Here is a 16,965-nt window from a genome sequence, read left to right on the forward strand (position 1 = left end):
TGGCGGGGCCTTGCGGAGCGGACGACGGCGGAGGCGGGGCCACCGGTCCGCCGGCCTCCGGCGCACCGGTCGGCGACTCGTCCGGTGCGCCGGCGCGCTCGTTCTCGGTGCTCACGGCTCTCTCCTCGGGGACATGAAGGCAGGTCCGACATGACTCGGTCTGTCGGCCAGTCTTTCCCATCCTCCGTCAGGCCGGGATAAACCCGCCGAGCCCGCCGCCGCCGACCGCGTGACACGATGGCGCGGTGACTGCCGCCCGCCACCGCATCACGGTCATCGCGCACCGCGGGGCGTCCGAGGACGCGCCGGAGCACAGCCTGGCCGCGTACCGCAAGGCCATCGCGGACGGCGCCGACGCGCTGGAGTGCGACGTGCGCCTGACCGCGGACGGCCACCTGGTCTGCGTGCACGACCGGCGCGTCAACCGCACCTCCAACGGTCGTGGCGCGGTGTCGGCGCTCGAGCTCGCCCAGCTCGCCGAGCTGGACTTCGGCTCCTGGAAGGGTCCCTCGGGCGCCGAGACGCCGGACGCCGCCGACCCCGAGCGGACCACGGTGCTGACCCTGGAGCGGCTGCTGCGCCTGGTGGGCGAGGCGGACCGGCCGGTGGGCCTGGCGATCGAGACCAAGCACCCGACCCGGTGGGCAGGGCAGGTGGAGGACCGGCTGCTCAGGCTGCTCGAGCGGCATCCGGTGCCGGGCCCCGTGCACGTCATGAGCTTCTCGGCCCGTTCGCTGCGCCGCGTCCGGCAGCGGGCGCCGGAGCTGCCCACCGTCTATCTGATGCAGTTCCTCCTGCCCAGGCACCGGGCGGGCCGGCTGCCGCCCGGGACCGGCGTCGCCGGGCCGAGCATCCGGCTGCTGCGCCGCGACCCCGGGTACGTGGCGCGGGCGCACCGGGCCGGGCACCGGGTGTTCGTGTGGACGGTGGACGAGCCGGCCGACGTCGAGCTGTGCGCGCGGCTCGGCGTCGACGCGATCATCACCAACCGGCCGCGCACGGTGCGTGAGCAGCTGACGGACCTCGGCCTGGCGGGCTGACGGGCCGGCGGGCCCCTTTCTCGTTCGAGAAAGACCGTATTTACCCGGCGTGCAACGGCGCACCCGCTTCGTGTCGATCATTACGACTGCGTCACCAGATGTCACAGCGCCGGTTTCTCCCCCGCGTACGGAGGGCACCAATCCCATGGCGTGGGGCAAAGGAGGTCTCGGGGGTGGCTTTGGTGGTCACACAACAGGTGCCGACGTCGTCTTCCATGTCGGTGCCCCACGGTCCGTCGGGCGTGGCGACGGCCCGGCGGCGTTTGCGCCGGGAATTGCGCGAGCGGGGGACGTCGGAATCGGTCGTCGACGACGCGGTGTTGATTCTTTCCGAGTTGCTGAGCAATTCCTGTCGGCACGCGAGACCGCTGGCCGGCGGTCAGCAGATCGAGGCGAGCTGGAGCCAGGACAGCGACGGCTCGGTCACCATCTCGGTCACGGACGGTGGCGGGCCGACGAGGCCGCGGGCCGGGGTGCCGTCGGTCACGGCACGCGGTGGCCGGGGGCTCACCATCATCACGTCGCTGTGTCGCGCGTGGGGCGTCAGGGACGGGGAGCCGGCCGGAGCCGTCACCGTCTGGGCGGTGCTCAGCCCGATCTGAGCGGCCGCCGCGCCGAAGCGGCGGGGAACAACTAGGCTCCTGCGGCGAAACCGTCAGCAGCACGCACGCAGGAGACCCGCACGCCATGGCCAAGAAGCGCCGCCCCCGAAGCCAGCCGCAGCCGCAGCTCGTCGACGGTGAGATTCCCGTCGTCGGCGCACGCGAGCCCTGCCCCTGCGGCTCGGGCCGCCGTTACAAGGCGTGCCACGGGCGCGCCGCCGCCCAGGCCGCCACCGAGCTGGTGCGTCGCCCGTTCGAGGGGCTGCCCGGCGAGTGCGACTGGGTCGCGCTCCGTGAGCTGGTACCGGCCGCCACCGTGCCGCTGACGCTTCGCGACGGTCTGCCGGCGGACGTGCCCTCGCTCACGCTGGCCACGGTGCTGCCGATGGCGTGGCCCGCGCTGCGCCGCTCGGACGGCGCGGTGCTGCTCGCCGTGCAGAACGACACGGCCACCGGCGACCTCAGCAGAGACCTGGCCGACGTGCTGACCAGGGCGCTGACCGCGACGCCCGGCGCGCCGGTGCCCTCGGGCCGCGGCGACGTGGCGGGCCCGCGGCTGCAGGACCTGCTCGACCCCGAGGCCCCGTTCGTGCCCGAGGTGCACGAGGGCTTCGAGTTCTGGCTCGACGACGCGAGCCAGGCGACCGGCGAGGTGACCGCGTCGCTGGAGCGCGCCAACGCGGCGGCCACCCCCACGGTGCGGCTGTCCGGCGTCACGGCGGCTTACTGGTGCGAGACGCCGGAGAAGAACCACCTGCGCTGGGTGATGCCGCACGCCGAGGAGGAGCTGCTCGACGCGCTGGCCAGGCTGCACGCCGCCGGGGCCTCCTCGCTCGGTGACGACACGCGCCTGGTGGGCTCCTTCCGGGCGCACGGGCTGACCGTGCCGGTGTGGGACCTGCCGAGCGCGATGGGCGCCGAGGAGTGCGAGAAGCCCGCCGCCGCGTTCGGCGAGCGGCTGACCGAGGCGCTGGCCGCGACGACGCCGCTGACCGCCGAGGAACGCAGCGCGCGCAGCGGACTCACGAACCGTCAGATCACCCTCAACTGAGGGGAACTGACGGCACGAAACCGGTCGGGCGACCGGGCCGACCGTAGTGATTCCAGTCACAACTGCCAGTAAATACTGGGTGTTCGGCCATTGTGCGGGCGCGTGGGATTTGCGAATCCCCGATGAGTTGTTACGGTCTGAGTGGGCCCGGTCGCTGGTGCATCCCCCGTCGCCAGCGATCGGGTCCGTCCATGTCCGGACGGCCTCCCCTGGGCGAGCCCTCCGGGCGGCGCCTCAGTAGGACAGCCGGCCCTCCCGGTCGGGCTCGCTGAGTCCGGCCTCCACGAGCACGTCGAGCATCTCGCCGATCGAGGGCAGCGCCACCGCGCCCCGCCCACGGTCCCGGCACCGCTCCGGCTCCCGCACCCAGCCCACCTCGCCCGCGCCGGTCGAGGAGGGCGGCAGCGGCACGTAACCGCCTGGGCCGTGGAACCGCAGCGAGCTCGGCACCAGCTCCCGGGCCGCGAGCAACTCGCCGAGCTCGGGCAGCTCGTAGGGCTCCACCAACAACAACCAGCGGGTCGGCGCGGCGATCACCGGTCCCGCGCCGGCCACGCCCCGGCGGCGCAGCTCGAGGTCGGCCCGCGCCCCGGCCACCGCTGGCAGGCTCACGGCGCAGGGCGCCCGGCCGCCGGTGGCCAGCAGGACCGGGGCCTGGGGCCTGGTCTCCCACCACCAGCCGACCATGCGGACGTCCGTGGTGGCGGCCAGCAGGTCGGGGTCGGCGGGATGCGCGCCGGGCACCGGGCAGTCGGCACGCCCACAGGCGCAGCGGCCATCGCCGAGCGCCTCGGCGCCGGGCACCACGGGCCACCCCCATCGCCGGGCGAAGGCCAGGGCGGCGCCGCGCAACGGCAGGCTCCGCCGCTGAACGCCGTCACCGCCGTCACCGCTGTCACCGCCGTTGCTGTTTCCGTTCGTGCGTCGCTCTCCGAGGATCTCGCGCATCGGCGCTCGTTCCTTTCCTTCGCGGGTTCAGTTACACCACGTGGAACTTAGATCACCGTATGTAGCGGGTCGCGCTAGCGCGGAGCGGCGGGAGGGGGAAGTTTGGCCGCCCATACCGGTTAGGACGCCGGAGTTCATCGATCCGTTCCGATATGTACCCAGCCCACCCGGCTCGATCCGCCGCCCGGAAGGCCCAGTCGATCGCGCATCGCCCCCAGTGGCGTTCCTTTTCCGCCAAACTCGCCCCGGCCCGGCCTGTCGGCACCGGAACCCGCCCGCTACCTGGGCATCATCCATCACGGCAGGACAATACTGGACATCACCGCTGCCGTCTCCAGCCGGGGTAATGCCGGTGGAATGCCGGTGGAAAAGTGCCATAGCGACACACTTATCTGGGGGTTCGCGACGCCTATGACCAGCTCACCCCCGCCAAAAGTGGCCGGAATCCACCCAGCGCGCTCCGTGGTGTCCGAGGCTCCGGCGCCCGGCGACGGCGTCACGCGCGGGGCGCGTCAGGGGCGCGGCCCCGGGCTCCCGCAGGCCTGTGTACAGGACCGTCTGGCCTCCTGGATCTCCGACCTCACCACCCTCCACGACCTCACCGAGCGGCTCGGCCGCACCCGCACCCTGGGTGACGCGCTCCACGAGACGCTGCGGGCCGGGGCCGGCCTGGTGGGCGCGCGGCGGGGGCTGATCTCGCTGACGCCGGCCGACGGGCTCGGCCCGCGCCGGCTCGCCGGACTCGGCCTCGGCCACGCCGACCTCGGCCAGCTCGAGACCGTGCCGCGCGGCCTCGACGCGCCGCTGCCCGGCGCGGAGGGCGAGCCGGCCGAGGCCGTGCACGGGGACATCGCCCACGAGGACCGGCTCGACCCGCGCCACCGCGAGGTCGCCGCCAGGCTCGGCTTCGCGGCCAGCTACGCGGTGCCCCTGACCGCCGAGACGCTGACCGCCGACTCGGCGGGGGCGCTCGGGGCCGCCGTCTGGCTCTACGACGAGCCGGGCCAGCCCGACGTCAGGCAGCGCCACCTGCTCGCCCTCTATCTACGCCAGGCCGGCCAGCACATCGCCAACCGGCTCGAACTGTCCCGCGCCCGCGAAACCGTCGCCGCCGTGCACGAGGGGCTGCTGCCGTCCCGGCTGCCACTGACCGGCGGGGTGCGGCTCGCGGCGCGGCACCTGTCCTGCCCGCGCGGCGGCGGCGACTTCTACGACGCGCTGCCGCTGCCGGACGCCGCGCTCGGACTCGCGGTCGGCGGCACCACGGGCAGCGGCCCCGCCGCGCTCGCCGCGATGGGCCGGCTGCGCGCCGGGCTGCGGGCCTACGCCGTGATGGAGGGGGAGGACCCGGTGGCGGTGCTCTCCGACCTCGAACTGCTGCTGCGGCTGACCGAGCCCGGCCGGTCGGCCACCGTCCTGTTCGGCTACGCGGAGCCGGCGGTGCGCCGCGTCACCGTGGCCTCGGCCGGACATCCGCCACCCCTGGTGATCGGCCGGGACCGGGCCGAGTTCGCCGAGACCGGCCTCTCGGCCCCGCTCAACATGCTGGCCTGCTGGGAAGCCCCGAGCGTGCGGATCGAGCTGTCCGAGGGAGAAACGGTACTGCTCTACAGCGACGGGCTGCTGCTCCACTCGGGCGACCCGATGGACCGCGCCTTCGCCCGGCTCAGGGCCGCCGCCCGCGCCGCGCCGCCCGCCGCCCGCGCCGACCCCGAGGCGCTGGTCGACCACGTCATCGGCGCCATGCTCCCCAACCCCGACGGGCCCGGCACCGGCGTGGGCCCGGCGCACACCACGCCCGTCGAGGACGTCACCCTGCTCGCCGCCCGCTTCGCCTGACCGCCCCCGGGCCGCGGCCGCCGCGCCCCGCCCGCGGCCCTGTCGCACGCGCGGCACCCGCACATACGATGGAAGGCCGAGCAAGCGAGGAGGGCGCGACGTGGCCGAGGAAGAGCGGGCCGAGGAGCAGACGGCGGAGCAGGCCGAGGCGTTCAAGCAGCGCAAGAACAGCGTCGCCCCGAAGGTCTCGGACGAGCTGGCCGAGAACATGAAGCAGGGCTGGGCCGACACCGAGCGCGCGGACCTGCCGCCCGTCCCCCAGGCCGAGCAGACTGCGCGGCGCCGCGCCGAGCTGTCGGCGCGCTTCCCCGGCGAGCGCCTGGTGATCCCCGCCGGCCGCCTCAAGACCAGGTCAAACGACACGGACTACCCCTTCCGCGCCGCCGTCGAGTACGCCTACCTCACCGGCAACCAGACGGAGAACGGCGTGCTGGTCATGGAGCCGGACGGCGCCTCGGGGCACCGGGCCACCCTCTACCTGCTGCCGCGCTCCAGCCGGGAGAACGGCGAGTTCTGGCTGAGCGGGCAGGGCGAGCTGTGGGTCGGCCGCCGGGAGAGCCTGGCCGAGGCGGCCCAGCGCTACGGGCTGCCGGTCGAGGACGTGCGCACCGTGCCCGACCTGCTGAAGGAGGCCACGGGACCGGTCCGGGTCGTCCGCAAGCACGACTCGGTGATCGAGGCGGCGCTGACCGACAAGGTCACGGCCGAGCGTGACGAGGAGCTCCGGGTCTTCCTCTCCGAGATGCGGCTGGTCAAGGACGAGTTCGAGATCGCCGAGCTGACCCGCGCCTGCGAGTCCACGGTGCGCGGCTTCGAGGACGTGGTGCGGGTGCTCGACCGCGCCGAGGCCACCTCGGAGCGGTACATCGAGGGCACGTTCTTCCTGCGCGCCCGCGTCGAGGGCAACGACGTCGGCTACGGCTCGATCTGCGCGGCCGGGCCGCACGCCACCACGCTGCACTGGGTGCGCAACGACGGCCCGGTGCGCCCCGGCGACCTGCTGCTGCTCGACGCCGGCGTCGAGGGCACCGAGCTCTACACCGCGGACGTCACCCGCACGCTGCCGATCAACGGCCGGTTCGACGCGGTCCAGCGGCGGGTCTACGACGCGGTGTACGACGCCCAGGAGGCCGGCATCGCGGCGGTGCGGCCGGGCGCGAAGTTCCGCGACTTCCACGAGGCGGCGCAGCGGGTGCTGACCGAGCGCCTCGTGGAGTGGGGCCTGCTCGAGGGCCCGGTCGAGCGGGTGCTCGAGCTGGGGCTGCAGCGCCGCTGGACGCTGCACAACACCGGGCACATGCTCGGCATGGACGTGCACGACTGCGCGGCGGCGCGGCGCGAGACCTATGTCGAGGGGACCCTGGAGCCGGGCATGTGCCTGACCGTGGAGCCGGGGCTCTACTTCCAGCCCGACGACCTGACGGTGCCCGAGGAGTACCGGGGGATCGGGGTGCGGATCGAGGACGACGTCCTGGTGACGGAGGACGGCAACCGCAACCTGTCGGCCGGGCTGCCGCGCCGGGCGGACGAGGTGGAGGCCTGGATGGCGGCCCTGCGCGGCTGACGTGCCGGCCCCGGCGGGCCCGCGCGGCGGGCCCGCCGGGGCTCCTGTGCCGGCTGGGGCGGGAGTGGCGCCCCGCCGGTCGCCGTCCGAAACGGGCGGTGAGGGTGTGTGAAGGTGTCAAGAGGGCGATTTCGGGTACAGCCTGGGGAACACGGGCGCGCTGTGACGCGTTGAGTGAGTCAATATCTCTGGAAGGAGAGCTCGTGTCCGCCCACTCGACGGACCCTGACGGGCATAGTCCCGGACCACCTCGCCGGCATATGGCTTGCCGCGGCACACGGCGGGGTGGTGTTAGGTGAGTGCCGCACTGCTCGGACTCGTCGCCGTTCTCGTCCTGACGGCCGGCACCGGCTATTTCGTCGCCCAGGAATTCGCCTTCGTGGCGGCCGACCGGCTGTCCCTCAGCCGTGACGCGGCCGCCGGCGACAAGCGCGCCGCTCGGGCCATGAAGGTCCAGGAGCGCCTTTCGTTCATGCTCTCCGGCGCCCAGCTCGGCATCACCGTCACGGGCCTCGTCGTCGGTTTCCTGGCCGAGCCCTCGATGGCCGCCCTGCTCGACCCGGCGCTGAGCACCGTGGGCGTCCCGGAGGCCGCGGTCTCCGGCATCGCGCTGGTCCTCGCGTTCCTGCTGGCCACCGGCATCCAGATGGTGTTCGGCGAGCTGGCCCCCAAGAACATGGCGCTGGCCATCCCCGAGCGTCTCGCCAAGGCGCTGGCCTCCTCGACGCTGGCCTACCTGCGGGTGGCCGGTCCCGTGATCCGCGTCTTCGACGCCTCGGCCAACCGGCTGCTGCGCCGGGTGGGCATCGAGCCCGTCGAGGAGCTGCACCACGGCGCGACGCTCGAGGAGCTCGGCCATCTGATCGACGAGTCGCACGAACACGGGCAGCTCCCGCGTGACACGGCGGAGCTGCTCGACCACGCGCTGGAGTTCTCCGACCGAACGCTGGACGAGGTCATGGTGCCCCGGGTCGACGTGAGCTCGGTGCGGGCCTCGGTGCCCGCCTCGGCGGCCGTGGAACTGATCCGCGAGCACGGTCACTCCCACTACCTGGTGATCGGCGACCGGATCGACGACGTCGTGGGCGTGATAGGCGTGCGCGAGCTGATGCGCGTCAGCCCGGAGCGGGCGGCCAGGGTCACGGCCGGCTCGCTGGCACGGCGCGCGCTGCTGCTGCCCGACACGCTGCCGCTGCCTGGCGCGGTGGAGCAGATGCAGGCCGCGGGCGAGGAGTTCGCCTGTGTGCTCGACGAGTACGGCGGTCTCGCCGGCATCGTCACCCTGGAGGACATCGCCGAGGAGCTGGTCGGCGAGATCGCCGACGAGAGCGACCTGGTCGAGGAGCTGGCCGTGGCCGACGGCGACGGCTGGCTGGTCGACGCGAGCCGCCGGGTGGACGAGGTCTCGGTCGCGACCGGGATCGAGCTGCCCGAGGACGAGTCCTTCGAGACCGTGGCGGGCCTGGTCATCGACCGCTGCGGGAGCTTCCCGCAGGTCGGGGAGCGGATCGTGGTGGAGCTGGCGAGCGGCGCGCGAGCCGAGCTCGAGGTGCTGTCGCTCGACCGGCGGGTGCCGGACCGGATACGGCTCGCACTGCTGCCGGCGGCCGAGCTCTCCGCGGTGCGCGAGCGTGAGGGGCAGCCCTCATGAGCCCCACGACGGCGCTGGCCGTGACCGTGCTGCTGCTGGTCTTCAGCGGCTTCTTCGTGGCCGCCGAGTTCGCGCTGGTGGCGGCCAAGCGACACCGGATGGAGCAGGCCGTCGCGGACGGGCAGCGCGGCTCGAAGGCCGCGCTGGCCGGCATGCGGGAGCTGTCGCTGATGCTGGCCGGCGCACAGCTGGGCATCACGGCGTGCACCCTGCTGCTCGGTTCGATCTCCAAGCCGGCGATCTCGCACGAGATAGAGCCGCTGTTGGAGAGCGTGGGGCTGCCCGCCGGCCTCTCCTACGGCGTGGCGTTCATCGTGGCCATGATCGTGGTGGTCTTCCTCCACATGGTGGTCGGCGAGATGGCGCCGAAGTCGTGGGCGATCTCGCACCCGGAGCGCTCGGCGATGCTGCTCGCGCCCGTGTTCCGCGGGATGGTGCGGGTGGTCAGGCCGCTGATCTGGGTGCTGAACCAGGTGAGCAACAGCCTGGTGCGGTTGTGCCGGGTCACCCCGCGTGAGGAACTCACCTCGGTGAACGACCGGGAGCAGCTGACGCACCTGGTCGCCGAGTCGCAGCGGCTCGGGTTGATCAGCGAGACCGACTCGGGACTGATCACCCGCTCGCTGACCGAGCCACAGTCCCCGGTGGGCGCCATCCAGGTGCCGGCCGCGCGGATCGCCGAGGTGTCGGCCGAGGCCGGCGCGGAGGCGATCCTGGCCGCCGCCTCGGCGAGCGACCACACGCGGCTGCTGGTGCGTGACGGCCAGCGCGTGGTGGGTTCGGTGCACGCGCGGGACGCCATCGTGGCGCGGGCGAGCGGCAAGCGGGTCACGGCCCGCGAGCTGGCGCGTCCGGTGCCCGAGCTGACGGCGGACGACACGGTGGCCTTCGCCGTGGAGCAGCTGCGGCAGCGGCGGGCGTCGCTCGCCGTGGTGCGCGGCGCCGACGGCGGGGTGACCGGGCTGATCAGCCTGGACGACCTGCTGGTGCGGCTGATGGGCCCGCAGCCGGTCTGACGCGTTTCACGTCGCGTGGTTGGCGGCCGGGGCCCCAGGGGTCCCGGCCGCCGGCGTGTTCAGCGGGGTTCAGCGGGGTTCAGCGCGCAGCAGGGTGCCGAGCGTGGGCACGTCGCGGTCGCCGTGGCCCTCGGCGACGGCCCGGTGGAGCAGCTCGCCCATGGGCCGAAGCAGCAGCGGGTCGACGCCTGCCGCCTCGCTGGCGTCGAGCAGGTTCACATAGGCGGCGGCCTGCATGGCCAGGGGGGAGTTGGCGGCGCGCGCGCCGAAGTCGCCGGCGTCCAGCTGGCGGGCGAACTCGGGCACCGAGGCCATCATCGCCTGGAGCCAGGGGATCAGCAGGGTGGCGGTGAACTCCGTGCCCCGGCCCGCTCCCGGGCCGACCATGGCGAGGGCGTGCAGCGCGCCGCCGAACAGCCCGTACATCGCGCTGAGCAGCGCGATGTCGTACAGCGCCGCGGTGCCCGGGTCCTCGTCGAGGAAGACGGGAACGCCCAGGGGCTCCAGGGTCTTGTGGTGGGCGTCGAAGACGGCCCGGGAGCCGCTGTAGAGCAGCGTGGCGCCGGGGTGGCCGATCATCGGCGGGATGGCCATGATGCCGCCGTCGAGGTAGTCGACGCCGTGGCCGGCGGCCCAGGCGGCGGTCTCGCGGGCCTGGGTCGGGGTGCCGTTGGTGAGGTTGATCAGCGTGCGGCCGGCCAGGACGGCGGTGGCCGGCTCCAGGGTCTGGCGCACGGCCTGGTCGTCGAGCACGCAGACGATCACCAGCGGACTCGCGGCGATCGCCGCCTCCGGCGTGTCGGCGACCCTGGCGCCGTCGGCGGCCAGCGCCTCGGCCCGGGCCCGGGTCCTGTTCCACACGGTCACCTGGTGGCCGGCAGCCAGCAGCGTCCTGGCCAGGGCGGTGCCCATGGCGCCGAGCCCAAGGACGGTCACGCCGCCGGTCGCGTCGCCCGGTGTGCGCTCACTCATCGCGTTCTTCTCTCCTGCTCTGGTTTCGAGCTGCTCTGGTTTCGAGCTGCTCTGGTTTCGAGCTGCTCTGGTTTCGAGCTGCTCTGGTTTCGAGCTGCTCTGGTTTCGAGCTGCTCTGGTTTCGAGCTGCTCTGGTTCCGAATGAGGGGTGAACGCGGGCCCGCGCCGGTCTCCAGACTTCTCCAGCGCTTGACGATCGGCAAGTACCCACAAAAAAGTGCGTACTGACCTACAGGTCAGTACGCACGAGGGGGGAAGGTCTACCGTGGGGTGCCGCAGGGGCGGTCGGCCGAGTCAGCCGACGCTGATCGACTCGATGACCACGTCCTCCACGGGGCGGTCCTGCGCGTCGGTCTCCGTGGTGGCGATGGCGTCGACCACGGCCCGGCTCTCCTCGTCGGCGACCTCGCCGAAGATGGTGTGCATCCCGTTCAGCCAGTCGGTCGGGGCGACGGTGATGAAGAACTGCGAACCGTTTGTCCCCGGCCCGGAGTTGGCCATGGCCAACAGGTAGGGCTCGTCGAAGGTGAGGTCGGACACGATCTCGTCCTCGAACTGGTAGCCGGGGCCGCCGGCGCCGGTGCCCTCGGGATCGCCGCCCTGGATCATGAACCCGTCAATGACGCGGTGGAACACCGTGCCGTCGTAGAGCGGCGTGTCCTCCTGCTGGCCGAGCCACTCCATCGAACCGTCCGCCAGGCCCACGAAGTTGGTGACCGTCAGCGGCGCCTGCTCGGGGAAGAGGGTGAGCGCGATGTCGCCCTCGCTGGTGTGGATGGTGGCGCTGGTGGCGTCCGAGACCTCGGCGGCCGCCGGTCCGGCCGGGCCCGCCGGCGTCTCCTCGGTCCCTTCGGCGTCCTCGGCCTGCTCGGTGGCCTCGCCCGTGGCCTCCGGGGTCGCCTCCTCCTCGTCGCCATCGGAACCACAGGCCGTCAGTGCGAGCCCGAGGCAGAGCAGTGCGGTCGCGAGGCGCCGGGAGGAGCGGGTCATGTCAGATGCCTTTCCGTATGCCCGTATGCGGAATCGCAATCAGGCACATCATGCCCCACCGACACCACGAATGCTCCCCCCGCCCACCGCACTAGGGGAGGCGGGGGCGAGGGGAGCAGATCAGCGACGGGCCGTCAGCCGAGCAGGCCCTGCCACTCCTGGCTGCCGGCGATCTCGCCCAGCTCCTCGAGGGTCAGGGGCGAATCGGACCCTTCGCCCGGGTAGACGGTGATGTCGATCGAGGATCCGTCGACGTAGTACACGTCCGCGTAGATCTGCGGGTCGTAGTCCTCGGCCGCGATCCGGTCGCAGAGGAAGACCCGCGTGCCGTCCTCCCGGGTGTCGAGCTGGCACTCAGGGTCTCCGGTCGGTCCGTCTTCCGAGGTGAAGGAGTCGGCGGGCCAGGCGTTGACCTCCACCATGGCGGACGCCTCGCCGGCGCGCACATCGAACGAGGTGTAGCCCTGCGACTCGTTGAGCCCCTCGCCGATCTCCAGGCCGCCGGGAGCGAGGTCGCGGAAGAGCGACCGCAGCTGCTCGCCGGGGACGTCGCTGTTCGTGATCAGGTTGTCGAGCGACTCCTCGGGCGCGCCGTGCTCGGCGTCCGCCACGGCCAGCACCTCCTGCCAGACGGACTCCCGCGCGATCTCGGCCAACCGGTCCTGGCTGATCGGGGGCTCGACCCCGGGGTCGGGGGCCTCGTCGGACATCGAGGTCAGCGAGACCCCGATCCGCCACAGCCCCTCTTCGCTGGGGCCCCAGCTGGCCGGCATCTCGAGCAGGGCGTTCCACGAGGAGTAGTACGTGCCCTCCCAGCCCTCCTCCATGTCCGACTCCGCGAACTGCGTGCCCGGATCCACCACGGTCGACTCGTCGAACCGCGTGTTCCCCACCGAGAGCACCGAGCCGTCCTCCAGCTCGGTCTGCTCGCACTGCTCCGCGCCGTCCCAGTCGTAGCCGTCACAGCCGGCCACGGAACGCCAGTCGCTGGCCTGCCAGCGCAGCATCGAGACGTCGAGGCTGAACGCTTCCTGCCCCGTGCCGAACTCGAGCGAGACGCTGGGGTCGCCGCTCTCCTCGGGCGTGGTGGCGTAGGAGGCCGTGGCCGAGATTCCCTCGGGGAGCATGGCGGTCAGGGTGGCGATCAGCTCCGACTGGGTCTGCGGCGCCTCCGCGACGTCGAGCGACTCGCCGTTCCCTCCCCCACCGCCCCCCGGCAGCTGGACGGCGGCCACGGCGACGGCCGCCACCGCGGCGGCGCCCGTGACCATGGCGGCTCTCCGCCGCCACAGCCGGACTTTGCCGCGCCGCAGCCCGCCCTCGGCGAGCGCCTGGCTGTCGGTCTTGAACCCGCCGCCGGCCTGGCGCAGCATCGCGCCGAACTCCCGCTCGAACTCGCTGGGCCCGTCTATGTCGTGCATGTCGTGTGTCATCGGGACTCCTTTCCCGGCCCTAGGCCCTGGTGAGTTCGGCGAAGCCTGAGCTGCCCAGCATGGTCCTGAGCTTGGCCAGGGCGCGGCTGGATCGGGAACGGACGGCGCTCGAACTGGTCCGCATCGCCTCGGCGGTCTGCTCGATGCTGAGGTCCTCCCAGAACCGCAGCACCAACACCGCCCTGTCCTTCGGGGGCAGCTGGCCCAGGGCCTGCAGCAGCGTGACGCGCAACGAGGAGTCCGCCATCTCGACGGCCTGTTCCGGGAGCCGCAGCGCCGGCTGCTCGCCGCTGCTGCGCCGCCTTCGGTGCGTCAGATAGGCGCGGACCAGCACGGTCTTGGCGTAGGCGTCCGGGTTGTCTATGCATTTCTTCCGGTGCCACACCGTGTACATCCGGCTGAGGGTCTCCTGCACCAGATCCTCCGCGAGATGTGTGTCCCCACTGGTCATCAGGCACGCCGATCGATAGAGCGCCGCGCTCCGGCTCACGGCGAACTGCCGATACGAATCCTCGTCGCGCCGTCCCATCCGTCCCCCCTCGAATCCGCTTGAAGACCCCCGCACCCAACCAGACGCGTGAGGAGGTCGAGTTTGTCGCACCGGGTGGTGCCGCACACCTGTGCGACACCACCCCGCGCGGTCGGATCAGCGATCCCGCCGATCAGCCGAAGAGCGCGCGCCACTCGTCGGCGGTCGCTATCTCGGCCAGCTGCTCACCGGTGAACGGGGCGTCGGCGCGGGTCGGCTCGGCGTCCCAGTTGGCAACGTTGTACGCCGTGATGTCCAGCGAGGAGCCGTCGGGGTAGGTGACGACCGCCCAGTTCATGGCGATCGGGTCGTCCTCACTGGCGGGCCAGTTGCAGACGCTCACCACGGTGCCGTCCTCCAGGGTGGTGTCCTGGCAGTCCGGGCCGTCCACGGCCTCGTCCTCCTCGGCGATGAGCTCGGCCTCCTCGATGGAGATGGACTGCTCGCTCTCGCCGCCCTCCTCGCCCTCGGGGGCCGCCTCGTAGGCGGTGATGTCCACCAGGCCGGGGCCTTGGCCGTCGTCGACGGTGACCGAGCCGTAGCCCGCCCCCTCCGTCTCGACGTCGACGATCTCCAGGCCCTCGGGGGCCAGCGCGCGGAAGGTGTCCCGGAGGTCGGAGGCCGGGATGTCGCTGGAGTCCGGCACCTCCTCCTCCCACTCCTCGGGGCCGCCGTACTCGGCGTCCGCCGCGTCAAGCACGCTCTGCCAGACCGGGGCCTGGACGACCTCCGCGAGCTGGTCGAGGTCCAGCGGCGGGGTGTACGCGTCCGGGTCGGCCGCGTCCGTCAGGTCCTTGGACTCGGTGAGGACGATGGCACGGCCGCCGGGCTGCTCTAGGTCGGAGCCGCCGGGGCCCTCGAGCCAGACCTCCCAGTCCCGGCCCTGGTAGGGCTCGATGCCCTCCTCCGGGTCCCCCTCTTCCTGGTAGTCCCGGGTGATCAGGGAGAGGATCGAGCCGTCCTCGAGGGTGGTGTCCTCGCAGGTGAAGCCCTCTTCCGGCTCGCCGAAGCCCTGGCAGCCGGCGATGTCGTGCCAGTCCTCGGTGGCCCAGCGGTAGGCGCTGAGGTCGAGGGAGACGCCGCCCGCGCCGTCGTCCGCGATGAGGGAGACGGACGAGTCGGGACCCTCCTCCAGGCCGGTCGCGTAGGACTCGGTGATCTGGAGGTCGCCGGGCAGGAGGCCGGTCAGCGTGTCGATCAGCTCCTGCTCAGTCCGCGGAACGTCGTCCGCGGCCGGCTCGGCGAAGCTGGGCGAGGCGGCGACCATCGACGCCATCGCGGCGGTGGCGATCGCCGCGGTCAGCCCGATCCGGCGCTTCCACAGCGGCCGGCTCGCCTCGTCCTTGCGTGTGCTCATGTCTGCTTACCCCTTACTTCGGCTCGGCCCCCGACCGGGGGCCCGGCGAGCCGCGTTCCCCCGCGTTCTCGCCCCGTCATACATAGGGATGCGCGAGCCCCCGTGAGGTGTCGCAGACTTCTTCAGAATTTTTTCCCGGCCACGTCGGAGCCGATAGCCTGGCGGTAACGCCCGGGCGGCAGGCACGGGCCGCGCCTCAGGAGTCCCCCTCATGGAAGCTCTCGCTCTCGGGCCCAGCTGGCTCGACCCGGAGAACCTCATCCAGAGCTTCGGGCTCGTCGGGATCCTCGCGGTGGTGTTCGCCGAGTCCGGCCTGCTGATCGGCTTCTTCCTGCCGGGCGACTCGCTGCTCTTCACCACCGGGCTGCTGGTGGCCACCGACCAGTACCTGCACTACCCGCTGTGGCTCGTGTGCCTGCTGATCGTGATGGCCGCGGTCGTGGGGGACCAGGTCGGCTATCTCTTCGGGCGCAAGGTCGGCCCGTCCCTCTTCAGGCGCCCCGACTCCCGGCTCTTCAAGCAGGAGAACGTCGAGAAGGCGCACGCCTTCTTCGAGAAGCACGGGCCCAAGTCACTGGTGCTGGCCCGCTTCGTGCCGATCGTGCGCACCTTCACGCCGATCATCGCCGGCGTGAGCACCATGCGCTACCGCTCGTTCGTCACGTTCAACATCGTCGGCGGCGTGCTGTGGGGCGCGGGCGTGACCCTGCTGGGCGCCGCGCTCGGTCAGGTCGACTTCGTGCACGAGCACATCGAGCTGATCCTGGTCGGGATCGTGCTGCTCTCCGTGATCCCGATCGTCATCGAGTACCTGCGGGCCAGGCGCTCGTCGGCCGGCGCGGGCGGGGCCGGCGCCCCGGCGAACGGCGGCGCGCCAGCGGCCCCCGCGCGCGGTCAGGGCCGCCACACCAAGCGGTAGGCGGTGGGCGGGGCGCTCCGGAAGAGCGCCCCTGAAGAGGGCCCGGAACAGCGCCGGGGCCGTGTCGGTGCCGGGAAGGCCGCTCAGCCGCGCGGAGCGGCGTCGCGCGGCTCCTCGGCCGGGCGCGCGGTGGTGACGTCGACCGGGGTGGCCCTGATGGTGCGGGGCTCGGCCCCGGTCTGCGGGGGCTCGGGCGGCGGGTTGGCCGCCGCGCTCTCGGCCTTCATCGCGGCCGTCTCGCTCTTGAGGATGCGCGCCGACTTCCCCAGGGAGCGGGCGAGGTCCGGCAGCCGCTTAGCGCCGAAGATCAGCAGCACAATGACGGCCAGGACCACAAGCTCTCTCAACCCGATCTGACCCATGGTTTCCACCTCCAGAGGAACGTCCGGGTGCATCCCCCTCAGAGCGCCACGGTACCGGGTCCCGAGTAAAGAGCCCAGAAGTAAAGTCCGGGGTAAATCCCAGGCCAAGAGGGGCTGGTGAGGTGGTCCGGAGATACGTGAGTAGTAGCGGCAGATGCGGTCGATGATCTGGTCGGCCGTCTTGGTCCACTTGAGGGGGCGGGTGGTCTCGTTCCAGATCTTGATCCAGTCCTCCAGCGCGGTCTTCAGCTCGTCGAGGGAGCAGAGGACGCCGCGTTCCAGGCATCTGCGTTCCAACTCGGCGAACCACCGCTCGACCTGGTTGATCCAGGACGAGTATGTCGGGGTGGAGTGCAGGTGGAAGCGTGGGTGCTCCAGCAGTCAGCGGTGGACCACCGGTGCTTTGTGTGTGGCGAGGTTGTCGCAGATCACGTGGACCGCCAGGCCGGGGAGGGTCTGGCGGTCGGTCTCGTCGAGGAAGTCGCGGAAGTCCTCGGCATGGTGCTGTGCGGACAGCTTGCTGATCACCTTGCCGGTCGCGGTGTTCAACGCGGCGAACAGGTCCACGGTGCCGTGCCGGACCTAGTCGAAGCCGCGCCGCTCGGGCACCCCGGGCGCCATCGGCAGCACCGGCGCGGTCCGCTCAAGCCTGGATCCGTGGTTCTCGTCCACCGCGAACACCGCGGCGTTCG

The 16,965-nt window shown here is 72.3% G+C and carries 15 protein-coding genes and 1 pseudogene; 8 read left to right on the top strand and 8 right to left on the bottom strand.

All coding sequences use genetic code 11. The annotated features are described in order from the left end of the window. The first annotated feature begins 245 nt into the window (after nt 1-245). From E1265_RS18685 to E1265_RS18695, 3 genes and pseudogenes are all read left to right on the top strand, one after another. Nucleotides 246-1,040, top strand: coding sequence for a glycerophosphodiester phosphodiesterase (locus E1265_RS18685; protein ID WP_132931443.1), 795 nt, complete (start codon nt 246-248; stop codon nt 1,038-1,040). A 98-nt stretch (nt 1,041-1,138) separates the two neighbouring features. Further along, a pseudogene (locus E1265_RS18690) lies at nt 1,139-1,630 on the top strand (ATP-binding protein); the annotation flags it as partial. Nucleotides 1,631-1,727: 97 nt separating this feature from the next. Next, complete coding sequence (locus E1265_RS18695; RefSeq protein ID WP_132931445.1) at nt 1,728-2,693, top strand: DUF5926 family protein; 966 nt, start codon at nt 1,728-1,730, stop codon at nt 2,691-2,693. 234 nt (nt 2,694-2,927) lie between these two features. Here E1265_RS18695 and E1265_RS18700 read toward each other — a convergent pair whose 3' ends face one another. Further along, complete coding sequence (locus E1265_RS18700; protein WP_132931446.1) at nt 2,928-3,641, bottom strand: bifunctional DNA primase/polymerase; 714 nt, start codon at nt 3,639-3,641, stop codon at nt 2,928-2,930. Between the two features lie 411 nt (nt 3,642-4,052). Between E1265_RS18700 and E1265_RS18705 the strand changes: the two genes are divergently transcribed. The 4 genes from E1265_RS18705 to E1265_RS18720 all read left to right on the top strand — a co-directional run bounded on the left by E1265_RS18705 (nt 4,053) and on the right by E1265_RS18720 (nt 9,711). Then, nucleotides 4,053-5,480 (top strand): PP2C family protein-serine/threonine phosphatase, encoded by a 1,428-nt coding sequence (locus E1265_RS18705; protein WP_132931447.1) that lies wholly within the window; start codon nt 4,053-4,055, stop codon nt 5,478-5,480. A 100-nt stretch (nt 5,481-5,580) separates the two neighbouring features. Continuing rightward, complete coding sequence (locus E1265_RS18710) at nt 5,581-7,044, top strand: aminopeptidase P family protein (RefSeq protein ID WP_132931448.1); 1,464 nt, start codon at nt 5,581-5,583, stop codon at nt 7,042-7,044. Nucleotides 7,045-7,339: 295 nt separating this feature from the next. Beyond that, entirely contained in the window at nt 7,340-8,695 is a 1,356-nt protein-coding gene (locus E1265_RS18715) for a hemolysin family protein (protein ID WP_132931449.1), read from the top strand. After that, nucleotides 8,692-9,711 (top strand): hemolysin family protein, encoded by a 1,020-nt coding sequence (locus E1265_RS18720; RefSeq protein WP_132931450.1) that lies wholly within the window; start codon nt 8,692-8,694, stop codon nt 9,709-9,711. Before E1265_RS18715 ends, E1265_RS18720 begins: the two co-directional genes overlap by 4 nt. Before the next feature lie 69 nt (nt 9,712-9,780). On the opposite strand, the gene E1265_RS18725 is transcribed toward E1265_RS18720, so the two are convergent. The 5 genes from E1265_RS18725 to E1265_RS18745 form a co-directional block, all read right to left on the bottom strand. Next, a complete protein-coding gene (locus E1265_RS18725) occupies nt 9,781-10,683 on the bottom strand; it encodes an NAD(P)-binding domain-containing protein (RefSeq protein ID WP_132931451.1) in 903 nt (300 codons plus the stop codon). Nucleotides 10,684-10,977: 294 nt separating this feature from the next. Then, nucleotides 10,978-11,460, bottom strand: a complete 483-nt coding sequence (locus E1265_RS18730) for a peptidylprolyl isomerase (RefSeq protein WP_243740924.1) — start codon at nt 11,458-11,460, stop codon at nt 10,978-10,980. Nucleotides 11,461-11,807: 347 nt separating this feature from the next. Then, complete coding sequence (locus tag E1265_RS18735) at nt 11,808-13,106, bottom strand: hypothetical protein (RefSeq protein ID WP_132931453.1); 1,299 nt, start codon at nt 13,104-13,106, stop codon at nt 11,808-11,810. A 19-nt stretch (nt 13,107-13,125) separates the two neighbouring features. Then, a complete protein-coding gene (locus E1265_RS18740; protein ID WP_132931455.1) occupies nt 13,126-13,635 on the bottom strand; it encodes a SigE family RNA polymerase sigma factor in 510 nt (169 codons plus the stop codon). A gap of 133 nt (nt 13,636-13,768) precedes the next feature. Continuing rightward, nucleotides 13,769-14,992, bottom strand: coding sequence for a hypothetical protein (locus E1265_RS18745; RefSeq protein ID WP_132931457.1), 1,224 nt, complete (start codon nt 14,990-14,992; stop codon nt 13,769-13,771). A 211-nt stretch (nt 14,993-15,203) separates the two neighbouring features. Here E1265_RS18745 and E1265_RS18750 point away from each other — a divergent pair, with 211 nt between their 5' ends. Then, nucleotides 15,204-15,911 carry a VTT domain-containing protein gene (locus E1265_RS18750; protein ID WP_132931459.1) on the top strand — a complete coding sequence of 236 codons (708 nt, stop codon included), beginning with the start codon at nt 15,204-15,206 and terminating at the stop codon, nt 15,909-15,911. Nucleotides 15,912-15,994: 83 nt separating this feature from the next. On the opposite strand, the gene tatA is transcribed toward E1265_RS18750, so the two are convergent. Both tatA and E1265_RS40735 read right to left on the bottom strand, forming a co-directional pair. After that, nucleotides 15,995-16,273: a Sec-independent protein translocase subunit TatA gene (gene tatA / locus E1265_RS18755; RefSeq protein WP_132931460.1), complete on the bottom strand. Its 279-nt coding sequence runs from the start codon at nt 16,271-16,273 to the stop codon at nt 15,995-15,997. Between the two features lie 381 nt (nt 16,274-16,654). Then, nucleotides 16,655-16,840: a hypothetical protein gene (locus E1265_RS40735; protein WP_347877215.1), complete on the bottom strand. Its 186-nt coding sequence runs from the start codon at nt 16,838-16,840 to the stop codon at nt 16,655-16,657. Nucleotides 16,841-16,965: the final 125 nt, after the last annotated feature.

This window comes from Streptomyces sp. 8K308 (assembly GCF_004348315.1).
Taxonomy (GTDB): domain Bacteria; phylum Actinomycetota; class Actinomycetes; order Streptomycetales; family Streptomycetaceae; genus Streptomyces.

Bases quoted from the DNA above. Each gene is read 5' to 3' on its own strand.
- E1265_RS18745 (WP_132931457.1), bottom strand. From the start codon at position 14,992: ATGAGCACACGCAAGGACGAGGCGAGCCGGCCGCTGTGGAAGCGCCGG.
- tatA (WP_132931460.1), bottom strand. From the start codon at position 16,273: ATGGGTCAGATCGGGTTGAGAGAGCTTGTGGTCCTGGCCGTCATTGTG.
- E1265_RS18725 (WP_132931451.1), bottom strand. From the start codon at position 10,683: ATGAGTGAGCGCACACCGGGCGACGCGACCGGCGGCGTGACCGTCCTT.
- E1265_RS18700 (WP_132931446.1), bottom strand. From the start codon at position 3,641: ATGCGCGAGATCCTCGGAGAGCGACGCACGAACGGAAACAGCAACGGC.
- E1265_RS18695 (WP_132931445.1), top strand. From the start codon at position 1,728: ATGGCCAAGAAGCGCCGCCCCCGAAGCCAGCCGCAGCCGCAGCTCGTC.
- E1265_RS18750 (WP_132931459.1), top strand. From the start codon at position 15,204: ATGGAAGCTCTCGCTCTCGGGCCCAGCTGGCTCGACCCGGAGAACCTC.
- E1265_RS18735 (WP_132931453.1), bottom strand. From the start codon at position 13,106: ATGACACACGACATGCACGACATAGACGGGCCCAGCGAGTTCGAGCGG.
- E1265_RS18740 (WP_132931455.1), bottom strand. From the start codon at position 13,635: ATGGGACGGCGCGACGAGGATTCGTATCGGCAGTTCGCCGTGAGCCGG.
- E1265_RS18705 (WP_132931447.1), top strand. From the start codon at position 4,053: ATGACCAGCTCACCCCCGCCAAAAGTGGCCGGAATCCACCCAGCGCGC.
- E1265_RS18720 (WP_132931450.1), top strand. From the start codon at position 8,692: ATGAGCCCCACGACGGCGCTGGCCGTGACCGTGCTGCTGCTGGTCTTC.